The organism is Sphingomonas sp. IBVSS2, from assembly GCF_002127225.1.
Lineage (GTDB): Bacteria > Pseudomonadota > Alphaproteobacteria > Sphingomonadales > Sphingomonadaceae > Sphingomonas.
Genome location: NZ_NFUR01000004.1, coordinates 62,740 through 74,402, shown reverse-complemented (window position 1 = coordinate 74,402; position 11,663 = coordinate 62,740). Strand labels below are relative to the sequence as shown.

Genomic DNA, 11,663 nt, shown 5'->3' with positions numbered 1-11,663 from the left:
GCTGCCGGCCCGGCGCGCGCTATCCGCGCGCCGCCGAATCCGCTGCGCCTGAAAGGATCCGGTCGCAGAGCGGCACCAACAGCGCGCACACCGCCGCACCGTCACGCTGTTCGCCGCGCAGGCTGGAGAAGGTCGCAAAGCTGGTGAGCGTGAACAACAGGTCGACCAAATCCACCTTCGCCTGACCCATCGCCACACCCTGACGATCGACCAGGACCCCCAGCAACGCACGCCTTCGCGCGTTGCGGGCGGCCAGGGCAGCGCCCAGTTCGGCATCCATCGCCGCTGCGGCGAAGATGCCGCCAAGCCCGTCATGCGCCATCCAGAAATCGCAGAAGATGCGGACCACCCGGGCAAGCGCCGCGCGCGGTTCCGGCATCGCCATCGCATCGGCCAGGCTGGCCAGATTGCCGCGCTCGGCAACCGCATCGAACGCGGCTTCGAGCAGCCCGTTGCGCGAGCCGAACTGGTTATAGACCGTCAGCCGGGTGACCCCCGCCGCCTTCGCCACGGCGTCGAGCGACAGCAGGTGCCCGCCAGGCTCGCGCAGGATGGCCAGCGCGGCCGCCACCAGGCGCGCGCGGGTCTCCGCCGCCTTCGCGTCGCGTTTCTCGGTCGCATAGGGCCTTGACGATTTGCCGGGAATATTCACTATACATCCTGTATATCGAATCTGAGTTGAGCCCCTGGTCCGGAGCTTCGTACATGCAAATCTTGCTGATCCTCGCCATCGCTGTCCATGTCCTGTCGTCGATCTTCTGGGCAGGATCGACGTTCGTCCTCGCCAGGAACGGCGGCCAGGGCGCCACCGGCCTGATCCGCCCGCAAACGGGTGCCGCGAGCGCCGCGATCCTGTCGGGGCTGCTGCTCTGGTATCTGCTCCATCGGGGAAGCTTCCAGCTGGTCGAACAGGTCCTCGCAACGGGCGCGGCCGCTGCGATCCTCGCCTTTTGCATTCAGCTCGCCCTGGTCCGGCCGGCATTGCGATCCGGAGAGGCGCCGCGGCGCGTCGCCGGCGGCTATCGCGCGTCCGCCGTGCTGCTCGCCGTCACCGTCATCTGCATGGCCGTGTCCCGTTACGTCTGAAGGAAGCCGAAATGCCCGACATTCCCCTTTTCCCCGACCTTGCCGGCAAGACCGCGCTGATCACCGGCGGCTCCGGCGGGATCGGCGCCGAGACGGCGCGCTGGCTTGCGCACAACGGCGCCCAGGTGACGATCGCGGGGCGCGACCAGGCGCGGCTCGACAGCGTTCAGGCTTCGCTCGCCGCCATTTCGCCGGGGCATGCGGCGATCGCACTCGATTGCACCAGTGCCGACCAGCTCGAGGCGGCACGCGCCGCGCTGATCGCGCGACAAGGCGGCCTCGACATCCTGGTCGCATTCGCCGGCGGCGGCACGAGCCGGCCCGCGCCGATCGAGCAGGTGACCGAGAGCGACTGGCGGTCGAGCCTGGACCATAATGTCACCGCGACTTTCCTGACATTGCGGACCTTCGCGCCGGACCTGCGGAAGAGCGGACGCGGTGCCGCAGTGACCATGGCGTCCACTGCCGGCCGGGCTCCGTCCGCGGCGCCGCTCGGCTATGGCGTCGCGAAGGCGGGGATCATCCTGCTCACCCGGCAACTCGCCCAGGATCTGGGCCCCGATGGCGTGCGGGTGAACTGCATCTCCCCATCGGCGGTGCTGACCGATCGCACGGCGGAGCGGATGCCGCCCGCCGTGCGCCAGGAAATCGCCGATGCCCATCCGCTGCGACGGCTCGGCACGCCGGCCGATGTCGCCGCGGCGACGCTGTTCCTGGCGTCGGAAAGCGCCGGCTGGCTGACCGGCGCGACGCTCGACATCGCCGGCGGCCGGCTGATGCACTGATCGCCGGTTCCTCGCACCGAAAGGCATTTGCGACATGGGTTTCGAACTCAATCACGCCATCGTCCGCTGCACCGACAAGGCCGGGGCCGCGCAATTCTTCGCCGACCTGATCGGCGCCGCGCCCGCATATGCTTCGGGACCATTCGCCGCCGTACGGGTCAACGACCGCTTGACGCTCGACTTCTATGACGAGGGCGCCTTCGCGTTCGGCCATTTCGCCTTCATGGTCGAGGATCCGGACCTCGACGCGATTCTGGAACGCGTCATGGCACATAACCTGCCGTTCGGGTCCGGGCCTTTCTCCCGCGACCGGAGGATCAACCGCCACAATCGCGGACGCGGCGTCTATGTCTGGGACGGCGACGGCAACAGCTATGAATTCTTCACCACCGACCCGCTGGGCTGAGGCGGGTTGCATTTGAGCCAGAACAGGCAGCTACTGGAGCACGGAGAAGGCCATCCCTGGGGAGGAACAGATGCTTGGCTTGTTCGCTGGAATGCTTGTCGCAGCCGCCGCAGGGGAGGATCCGCAGACAGTCCAGGCCAGTTCGCATCCCATCCTGCAGGAAGGCGTGCTCGACGGCTGCGAACTGCTGTTCCAGGCTCCCTTCAAGGACCATGTCTATCGCAATGGCGGCGCCGCGATCGCTACCGGCGCGGTGATCATGCTGGGCTTCACCAACCCGCAAAGGGATCCGATCGTGGCGATCAAGCTCCTGGTCACCGACCTGAGCGGCACGGCCCCCGATTGGGAGAGACGCAACGCCAGGCCCTATTCGGTATGGCTGATGACCGACGCCATGCACACGAACCGCGAAAGCCTGCTGAAGGCCGACACGGCGGACAATGGTGGCATCATTTCCGCATTCCGGTTCGACAAGGATTTCGTCGCCGCCTTTGACAGCCTCATCAAGACGGACAAGCTGACCCTCACCTTCAACCGCAAGCAGGGTGGCGCCGATGTGGAGGTTCCGGTGACCTTCCCGGTGGACAAGCTGGGCCGGTCGGCGGCCTATGCGTTCGGGGAGTGCACGCTTACCGGGGGCAGGGAATGGCAGAAGCGGCGCGCGCCCTAGGCGCTGCCCTGTCCGGTGCGCCCCGGCTGCGGTGCCGCCTCGCCCTCACCGATCCGTGCGGCTGATGATCTTCGCCACGCCGTTCTTCGGAATGCCGATCATGTAGTTGATCCCGCCCTTGCAGGTGACGCGCCAGGTCGGCACGCCGTCCTGATCGGCGATGCGGGTCGCGCTGTCGACATGCTCGCAGGGCAAGGGCGCATCCTGGAGCGCGCGGATGAAGGTGGCCCCGCGCTGGGCGTCGTTCTGGGCCAGCACCGCGGCGCTGTAGTTGGTCTCGGCCGCATTGCCGGCCACGGCCTCGTCCGCGGCATTGAGCGGTTCGGCATTCACGGCCTCATTGGCGGTGAGATTGACGCTGCTCGAGCCGCCTCCGCAACCGGCAAGCGCAAGAGCGGCGAGCATCGGCACGATAATCCGCATCGCGGTTCCTCCCAGAAAAAGCGGTCCCGCAATCAATGCGGGACCGTAACCAAGGTTCCTAGCGCTGATATGCCTTGGGCAGCGCGCCGTCCTTCGGATCGAGATAGCGCTGGCGCAGGCGCGTCCAGCGGTTCTCGAGCGGCTGCTCGACGCCGTCGATGAACACGTTCACCGCCGAGGTGCCGATCTCGAGCGGATCGCCGTCCCAGATCACCACGTCGCCGCGGCGGCCGGGCTTGAGCGAACCGAATTCGCCGCCCAGGCCAAGCGCCTCGGCCGGCCGGGAGCTGATCGCCGCAAAGGCCGCCCCCCAATCGAGACCGGTGGCGCCCGGCACCTTGGTCAGCGCGACGAGGTTGCCGGCATATTGCTTCTCCCAGCGCGCCTGCCGGGCCTCGTCCTGGTTGATCGTGCCGATCGCCACGACCACGCCCGCCGCCGCCATGCGGCCGATGTTCGACTGGCTCGCGGCGAGCTGCTCGAAGCTTTCGGGCAGATCGTTGAGTGCGGTGGCGATCACCGGAACGCCGGCTGCCGCGATCTGCGGCGCGACGGTCCAGCCCTCGGTCGCGCCGACGAATACCAGCTTGAGCCCCGGCATTTCCTTGCGGAGCTGGAGGAGCACCAGCATGTCGGACGCGCGCTCGACATGGACGAGCAGCGGCATGCGGCCCTGCACCACCGGCACCAGCGCCTCGGCATCGGCGCGGGTGAGGAAGGCATCCTTGCCGCGATCGACATAACTGCCGGGCGCACGGATATAGTCGCGCACTTCGAACAGCACGTTCCGGAGCGCGGCATAGGCGGCCGGCCGGCTGCCGCCCGCGGCACGCGCGCCGCTCTCGCCCCATTCCATGAACTGGAAGGCGCGCGGCTTGCTCACCGCGTCCATGTCCGCCCCCAGATCGATGATCGCGCCCTGGCCCGCGAAGATCGAGCCGGAATTGTCGGGCGCGACCACGGCGCGGGTGATGCCCTCGGCCCGGTTGATCGCGATCGGGCTCGACTTGGGGTTCACCGCCGGAGCCACGTCGATCGCGGCGTGGAAGCCGACATTGCCGGGACCGGTGTCGTTCGTCTGCTCGACGCCGTCGACCTCGACGATGCCCAGGCGGGTGAAGCCGGCGAAGATGCCGGGCGAGACCCATTTGCCGCCCGCATCGATCACCCGGATGCCGGCGGGCACGGCCACGCCCGGGCCGGCGGCGACGACCCTGCCGTCGCGGATCACGACGGTGCCGCCCTCGACCGGCTGGCCGCCATCGCCGACCACGAGCCTGGCGTTGGTGATCGCCACGGTCTGGGCCGCGGCGGGAGCGGCGAGGAAAGCCATCGGGGCGAGCGCCGCGGTGGCGGCGAGAAGGAGCTTCCTGGTCATCACTTCACATCCCCCTCGCCCGGCTGGCCGAGCTCGAAATCGGAAACCGGCCGGCGCTTCGGATCCTTGGCGTCGTACAGCAGCGCGCCGTCGACCCAGACCATCTCGGGCCGGGTATAGACGCTGAACGGATTGCCGTTCCACAGCACCACGTCCGCCATCTTGCCGGGCTTGAGGCTGCCGGTCTTGTCGGCGATGCCCAGCGCCTTGGCCGGGTTGATCGCCAGCCAGGTCCAGGCATGTTCCTCGCTGATGCGCATCCCCGCCTTGATCCCCGAGGCGCGCGCCTTGGCGACTTCCTGGTTGAGCCGCTGGATGCCGTTGGCGTCGTCCGAATGGATCATCGCGCAGGCGCCTTCCTTGTCGAGGATGGCAAGGTTCTCCGGCACCGCGTCATAGGCTTCCATCTTGAAGCCGTACCAATCGGCCCAGACTGCGGCGCAGGTGTTGTTGGCCTTGAGCAGGTCGGCGATCTTGTACGCCTCGACCGCGTGGTGGAAGGCCGAGACGTGGTAGCCGAACTCCTTGGCCATATCCATGACGATGGCCATCTCGTCGGCACGGTAGCAATGGTTCTGGACGAGGATCTCGCCCTCCAGCACGCCGCGCAGCGTGTCCATGGCCAGGTCGCGAGACGGCGCTTCACCGCCCTTGTCCTCATATTTGTCCCAGCGGCGCTTATATTCCACCGCGCGCGCCCAGGTCTGCCGGTCGACCGCGACATTGCCCATCCGGGTGGAGGGCATGCGGCCCTTCGAGCCATAGACGCGCTTGGGGTTCTCGCCACAGGCCATCTTCAGGCCATAGGGCGCGCCGGGGAACTTCATGCCCTGCATGGTGCGGGCATAGACGTTCTTCACCACTACCGAGCGGCCGCCCATCAGATTGGCCGAGCCGGGGAGGATCTGCAGCGTGGTGACGCCCCCGTTCGCAAGGGCGCGGCCGAAGCCGGGATCCTGCGGCCAGACGCTGTGCTCGGCCCAGACCTCGGCGGTGACCGGGCCGGTCATCTCGTTGCCGTCCGAATTGGCCTGCACGCCGGGCGAGGGATAGTCGCCCAGATGGCTGTGGATGTCGATCACGCCGGGCGTGACATATTTGCCCTGCCCGTCGATCACCGTCGCGCCGGCGGCGTCGAGATTCTGGCCGACCGCGACGATCTTGCCGTCGCGGAACAGCACCTGCCCGCGATCGATCCGCCCGCCCTCGCCATCGAGCACGGTGACGTTGGTCAGCAGCGTGGGCGCGCCGGGATAGGCGTGATAGGTCGAGGGGAAGGGATCGTGGCTATAGCCCTTGCCCTTGCCGGGACCGCTCGCCGCCGGGGCGGGATCGGATGCGGCGCTATGCGCCCGGGTGCCGCCGGAATCGCAGGCCGCGAGCCCCGCCAGCGCACCAAAGATGATTAACGTCCGGATCAAGCGAATCCTCCCCCTTGCGTAATGATCGAGTGATCGCGCAGGTGCTATCCAGTTGGCAAGCCGTCCTTCCTCGCAAAGAAACTGAACCACTCTGGACTATCCCCATTTTCTCTTGGGCTTGATTGGTGTTATTGACAGTTCCCGGAAGGGGAAGGTGCATCGTTGCGCTCCGCAATTGACCCCACCGAGCCATCATGGGTGGCAGCACCCGTGAATCGACGAGTCGCGCTTGCGCTCGCCTTTTTCGGGCTGGCCTGCAGCCTGGCGGCTTTCGCGGGCTGGCTCCTCCACTTTCCGGCCCTGCGCGGGTTCGGCCTGAACGATTTCCCGATCTGGCCCTGGACCGCGATCGGCTATATCGGCCTGTCGCTCGGCTTCCTGGCTTCCTTTCTGGGCCGGCGGCGGCTGGCAATCAACTTCCTGGCGGTCCCGCTCACGATCGCGCTCGTCGCGCTGTTCGAGCGCTGGACCGAGATCGACCTCGGCGTCGACCGGCTGCTCTTCCCGGGCCAGCTCGACGAATTCAGCTTCAGCTTCCCAGGGCGGGTGGGCATCAATCCGGCCGCGGTGTTCCTCGTGCTCGGCCTCGCCGGACTGGGACAATGCGTGCACGACCTGGTGGCGAAGGAGATGCGCAGCCTGGTCGCGATGATCGCGCTGGGGCTTGCCGCGGCGGCGGCGATCATCATCCTGTTCTCGCGCGCCGGCACCGGCCCGGCCCTGCCGCTGCTCACGACCTCGCTGCCTGCCGCGATCGTCTCGATCTCGCTGGCGCTGGCCGCGATCACCTGGAACAGCGGCTTCGGCTGGATGCGCGACCTGGCGCGCGATCCCGACAATCGCCGCATGCTGCAGATCCTGCTGCCCGCCGCGCTCATCCTGCCCGTGCTGCCCGCGATGCTGGAACTGGTGCTCGCGCGGCGGATGGTGTTCACCGCCGCCCCGGGCCAGCTCCTCGCGATGCTCGGCAACGTGCTGATCGTCGGCACGATCGCCTATTGGGCCGTCACGCGCGTCGCACGCGAGCAATCGGTGCAGGTGGAACTGAGCGAAGCCATCGACGTCACCACCATGGCGCTCACTTCGCCCGACGGGCGGATCGTCCACTGGTCGGAAGGCGCGGCAAGGCTGTTCGGATGGAGCGAGGAGGAAGCCCGCGGGCAGAACAAATATCTCCTGCTCCGCTCGCGCTGCGAGAGCGCCGAGACCACCCTGCCCCGCCGCCCGCAGGACGAGACCCAGGAACTGGTGGAGACGACGCGCGACGGGCGCGAGATCGCCATTCTCGAGCGGGTCCACCGTGTCGAGATCGCGGGTCGCGATCCGGTGATCATCCACAAGATGACCGACATCTCCGACCGCGCGCGCGCCGTGGCCGAACTGCGCGAGAGCGAGGAACGGCTGGCGATCGCCACCGCGACGCACGAAGTGGGCGTGTTCGAATGGGAAGTCGCCACGGGCCGGCTCGCCTGGGCGCCCGGCGCCGAAGAGCGGCTGGGGCTGGTTCCCGGCACCGTCACCAGCTTCGACAGCTGGCGCGACCAGATCGAGCCGGAGGACGCCGAACGCGTGATGGAGACGATCGAGGCGGCCGTCGCCGATCGCGCGCCGCGCTTCAGCTTCCGCTATCGCTTCAAGAAGAGCAACGGATCGGTGCGCGCGGTGGAAGGGTCGTCGCGCGCCTTCTACGATGCCGAGGGCAACCTGGTGCGCACCATCGGCGCCATGCTCGACATCACCGAGCGCGAGGAGCGCGAGGCGGCGCTGCGCCGCCGCGAAGCGCAGTTGCGCTCGATCATCGAGACCGTGCCCGAGGCGATGCTGGCGGTGGACGAGGAAGGCACGATCCGCGTGTTCAGCACTGCCGCGGAAGCCCTGTGGGATTATCGCGCCCATGAGGTGCTGGGCCATAATATCGCGATGCTCACGCCCTATCCCCGCGACGAGGAGCCGGAATCGGAGACGCGGCTGGGCGCCTTTCTCAAGGCGGGCAAGCCGCTGGAACAGGGCCAGACGATCGCCGCCGCCGGCCTGACCCGCGGCGGCAATCGCTTCCCGATGGAGATCCGCGGCGGCGTCGCCCAGATCGACGGGCACCTGCTCTACACGCTCTTCGCCCGCAACCTGAGCGAGCAGTTCGCCGCCGAGGAACGGCTGAGCGAACTCAATGCCGAGCTCGCCCATGTCGGCCGCCAATCGGCGATGAGCGAGCTCGCCGCCGACATGGCGCACGAGCTCAACCAGCCGCTCGCCGCCACTTCCAACTTCCTCGCCGCGGCGCGGATGCTCCTCGACAAGGGCGAGGAATTCGAACGGGTCGGCGAATTGCTGCGCATGGCCAATGAACAGACGCTGCGTGCGGGAGAGATCATCCGCCGCCTGCGCAGCTTTACCATGCGCGGCGAAGTGGATCTGCGCATCATGCCGCTGGGGCCGACAATTCGTGACGCAGCCGATCTGGTCCTCATTGGAACCAGCCAGTTCAACATCCGGCTGACCTACGATCTGGACCCCGAAATACCCTGTGTCTTCGCGGATCGCGTACAAGTGCAACAAGTTGTTGTTAATCTCTTGCGCAATTCCATAGACGTTCTTCGCCAACAAGGGGCCAACGATCGCCGGATCGTCGTACGCTCGCGCAAGTCCACCAAAGATATGATTGCAATAGAAATCGCCGATAGTGGGCCAGGCATACCGGAACCAATGCTCGACCAACTCTTTTCCCGTTTCACGACAACGAAGAAAGAAGGCGCAGGAATGGGTATTGGACTTTCCATCAGCAAGCGTATCATTGAGGCCCATGGTGGGGTTCTGAGTGCCGAAAATCGGCCCGAAGGGGGTGCGGTTTTCCGCTTCACGCTACCCACGACGGAACAGGGTGGAGAGTAGATGACAAAAACGGTCTATATCGTGGACGACGACGATGCCGTCCGGGCCTCTTTGCACAGCCTCCTTTCGCTTCGCTCCGATCTGGTGATCCGGGCCTTCCGTTCGGGTGACGTTTTCCTGGAATCGCTGCCGGATCTCGATCCGGGCGTCCTGCTGCTCGATTTCCACATGCCGGGGTCGACCGGGCTCGACGTGCTCAACGCAGTGACGAGCGATCCGCGCTTCGTGGCGATCATCCTCACCGGCCAGGGCAATGTCGGGCTGGCGGTGCAGGCGATGAAGGCCGGCGCGCTCGATTTCATCGAAAAGCCCTATGAGGCCGAGTTCCTGATGACCGCGATCGACCTTGCCTTCTCGCGGCTCGAGGAGGGCAGCGAGGCGGCGACGCGAGTCAATGCCGCGGAATCCAAGATCGGCAAGCTCTCGCCGCGCGAGAAGGACGTGCTCAAGGGGCTGATCGAGGGACGATCGAACAAGATCATCGCCTATGAGCTCGACATCAGCCCGCGCACGGTGGAGATCTATCGCGCGAACCTGATGGAGAAGCTGGAAGTGCGGAGCCTTTCCGAAGCGCTGCGCATCGCCTTTGCCGCCGGGATGTTCCCCAAGAGCTAGGGACCGCGCTCAGCGCTCGGGATAGCCCCAGCCGGGCAGCATCGCTTCGATCACGCTGGCGGGATCCTCGCGCGGGATGCGCGGCGGATATGCCGCATCCGCTGCCGCACCCCCAATCACCGCAATGGCGCGCCAGCGCGGATCGGCGCGCAACGCGGCCTCGCCGCCGGGACGCGTGGCAAGCGCAGCCTCGTCGATGATCAGGACCGGGCTCCGGGCCAGCCAGCGCGCGACACGCGGATCCTCCAGATTGTCGATGGTGACGAGATCGGCGCCGGCCATCGACAGGCGGGCGATCAGCGTACTGCGGAGGCCCATTTCATGCGCGACAAGCACCACCAGTGGGAACCTCGGGCTCACTCGGCCCTCCTGCAACTTGCGACCCGGACTTACCGCCCGCGGGTGATCGGATGTATGCGCGACCCTGCAGGTCCTGCCATCCGTGGCTTCTACCTAAATGTCGGACCGCAAAGGCGGATCAGAACGAAAAGGTGAGATCGGCGTGCGCGAACCGGGTGTCGCCGGTGCGCGGCGCATTGGGTGCGTCGTGCAGGAAACGCCCCTTGGCGAGCCAGGCGGCGCCAACTTCCAGGCGCAGTTCCCGCGGCACGAGCCAACGGCGCCCGCGCAGCTCGAACTGGGTGCCGCCGAAGCGGCCCGCGCGGCCCGTGCGATCGGTCACCCCGGTCGCGGAGAAGCTGTCGATGGCAGAAGCGAGCCAGGCGCCGCGCACCGATGCCATCAGGTCGAGCCGCTGCGAGGGCCGCGCCTCGAAGCGGATGCCCGGCGACACGATATTCGCCCGGCCCAGCGCACCATAAAGCGAGAGCGGGCCGAAATCGGCGCGGCGCGCACCGTAGAGCGTGTCGAAACGGGTGAACGTATCGGGGTTGGCCGTCTCGCCGCTGGCATAGTCGAACAGCGCGGCCATGCGCGGCGCCCAGCTGCCGCCGAAGGTCCAGCCCATCTCGGCATGCACGAAGCCGGCGCGGACGCGAAGATCGCGCAGGTCGGTCACCGCGGCGGTGGCGCGGGCCAGGCCGCGCTGGAGCGCGGTTTCCACTTCATAGTCCAGCGCATGCTGCGCCGGCGCCTGGCGCAGCCGCACGCCGAAAGTCACCAGGCGGCGGTTGCGCGTCGGATGCGTGGCACGATCATGCTCGATCAGGCGAAGGGCATAGGCTTCGAAGCCGGTCTTGCCGAACAACCTGGCGATCGCGGCGTTGCCGCCGAAGAACTCGATATTCTCGGTCGCCCGGTCGAGCTGGACCTTGTTGTCGTAAATGTCCTCCGGCGTGTCGGGCAGCGCAGTGAACGGACGCGTCCAGAACAGGAAGAGCTGGTTGCGCCTTGCGTCCTGCATCTCGAGCTTCGCACCGAGATAGGTGGGCACGCCGTTGGGGAAATCGGTGCGCCCCACCAGGCGGCTCGCACCGATGTCCATCGCGAACTTGCCCGCGGTGAGCTGCATGCCCTTGGCGGGCCGCCAGGCGAGATAGGCCTGGACCGGCTCGAGGTCGTTGATTTCGTTGGTGCGCACCGAGCTCCGGTCGCTCTCGCCATATCCACGCGCGTCGACCAGTTCGCCGCCCAGCGTGAAGCCGCCGATCTCGGCCTTCGCCGCCAGCACGGACCGGAACGAGAGGAAGCTGTCATGTTCCGGCGTGTTCGGCCGGAACTGCCCGGCGATCGTCTCGGCGCGGGCGCGCAGGCTGCCGTTCACGCTCAGCTTCACCCTGTCCTGCGCGAATGCCGGCGCGACGGCGAGCGGCAGGATCGCCGCACAGGCGACGGGGATGCGAACGGAACGGGTCAATGGGGCACTCCGGAGATGGCTACCCGGTCAATTATAGGATGATTTGCGGGCCTGGGCTGAGCCTCCCTGGAAACTGGGCCCCCGCCGGGCGAGCCCAGGGATAGCCCTATAATGATCCTAGTTTCCTGCGTGTCGGAACATCCCCTCAGCCGCGGCGCCTACAATGGAAACGCC

12 protein-coding genes are annotated in these 11,663 nt (G+C 67.2%); 6 read left to right on the top strand and 6 right to left on the bottom strand.

What is annotated here, in order from left to right:
• Positions 1 to 19: 19 nt before the first annotated feature.
• Positions 20 to 652, bottom strand: a complete 633-nt coding sequence (locus CAP40_RS14110; RefSeq protein ID WP_179188183.1) for a TetR/AcrR family transcriptional regulator — start codon at positions 650 to 652, stop codon at positions 20 to 22.
• 53 nt (positions 653 to 705) lie between these two features.
• Between CAP40_RS14110 and CAP40_RS14105 the strand changes: the two genes are divergently transcribed.
• The 4 genes from CAP40_RS14105 to CAP40_RS14090 all read left to right on the top strand — a co-directional run bounded on the left by CAP40_RS14105 (position 706) and on the right by CAP40_RS14090 (position 2,947).
• Positions 706 to 1,086, top strand: a complete 381-nt coding sequence (locus CAP40_RS14105; protein WP_086130185.1) for a hypothetical protein — start codon at positions 706 to 708, stop codon at positions 1,084 to 1,086.
• 11 nt (positions 1,087 to 1,097) lie between these two features.
• Complete coding sequence (locus CAP40_RS14100; RefSeq protein WP_086130184.1) at positions 1,098 to 1,871, top strand: SDR family NAD(P)-dependent oxidoreductase; 774 nt, start codon at positions 1,098 to 1,100, stop codon at positions 1,869 to 1,871.
• A 34-nt stretch (positions 1,872 to 1,905) separates the two neighbouring features.
• Entirely contained in the window at positions 1,906 to 2,277 is a 372-nt protein-coding gene (locus tag CAP40_RS14095; protein WP_086130183.1) for a hypothetical protein, read from the top strand.
• Between the two features lie 91 nt (positions 2,278 to 2,368).
• Complete coding sequence (locus CAP40_RS14090; RefSeq protein ID WP_086130182.1) at positions 2,369 to 2,947, top strand: hypothetical protein; 579 nt, start codon at positions 2,369 to 2,371, stop codon at positions 2,945 to 2,947.
• Between the two features lie 45 nt (positions 2,948 to 2,992).
• On the opposite strand, the gene CAP40_RS14085 is transcribed toward CAP40_RS14090, so the two are convergent.
• From CAP40_RS14085 to CAP40_RS14075, 3 genes are read right to left on the bottom strand one after another with little or no spacing between them, the layout of a single operon-like run.
• Entirely contained in the window at positions 2,993 to 3,370 is a 378-nt protein-coding gene (locus CAP40_RS14085) for a hypothetical protein (RefSeq protein WP_086130181.1), read from the bottom strand.
• Between the two features lie 58 nt (positions 3,371 to 3,428).
• Positions 3,429 to 4,748 (bottom strand): amidohydrolase family protein, encoded by a 1,320-nt coding sequence (locus CAP40_RS14080; protein ID WP_086130180.1) that lies wholly within the window; start codon positions 4,746 to 4,748, stop codon positions 3,429 to 3,431.
• Positions 4,748 to 6,169, bottom strand: a complete 1,422-nt coding sequence (locus tag CAP40_RS14075) for an amidohydrolase (protein WP_256924221.1) — start codon at positions 6,167 to 6,169, stop codon at positions 4,748 to 4,750. Before CAP40_RS14075 ends, CAP40_RS14080 begins: the two co-directional genes overlap by 1 nt.
• A 210-nt stretch (positions 6,170 to 6,379) precedes the next feature.
• Here CAP40_RS14075 and CAP40_RS14070 point away from each other — a divergent pair, with 210 nt between their 5' ends.
• Together CAP40_RS14070 and CAP40_RS14065 are read left to right on the top strand one after the other, a co-directional pair.
• Positions 6,380 to 9,058: a PAS domain S-box protein gene (locus tag CAP40_RS14070; protein WP_086130179.1), complete on the top strand. Its 2,679-nt coding sequence runs from the start codon at positions 6,380 to 6,382 to the stop codon at positions 9,056 to 9,058.
• Complete coding sequence (locus CAP40_RS14065) at positions 9,059 to 9,673, top strand: response regulator transcription factor (RefSeq protein WP_086130178.1); 615 nt, start codon at positions 9,059 to 9,061, stop codon at positions 9,671 to 9,673. It begins immediately after the preceding gene.
• A gap of 9 nt (positions 9,674 to 9,682) precedes the next feature.
• Here the strand turns inward: CAP40_RS14065 and CAP40_RS14060 are convergent, their stop codons facing one another.
• Positions 9,683 to 9,991: a hypothetical protein gene (locus tag CAP40_RS14060; protein WP_086130177.1), complete on the bottom strand. Its 309-nt coding sequence runs from the start codon at positions 9,989 to 9,991 to the stop codon at positions 9,683 to 9,685.
• Between the two features lie 160 nt (positions 9,992 to 10,151).
• Positions 10,152 to 11,489 (bottom strand): alginate export family protein, encoded by a 1,338-nt coding sequence (locus tag CAP40_RS14055; protein ID WP_086130176.1) that lies wholly within the window; start codon positions 11,487 to 11,489, stop codon positions 10,152 to 10,154.
• Positions 11,490 to 11,663 lie beyond the last annotated feature (174 nt).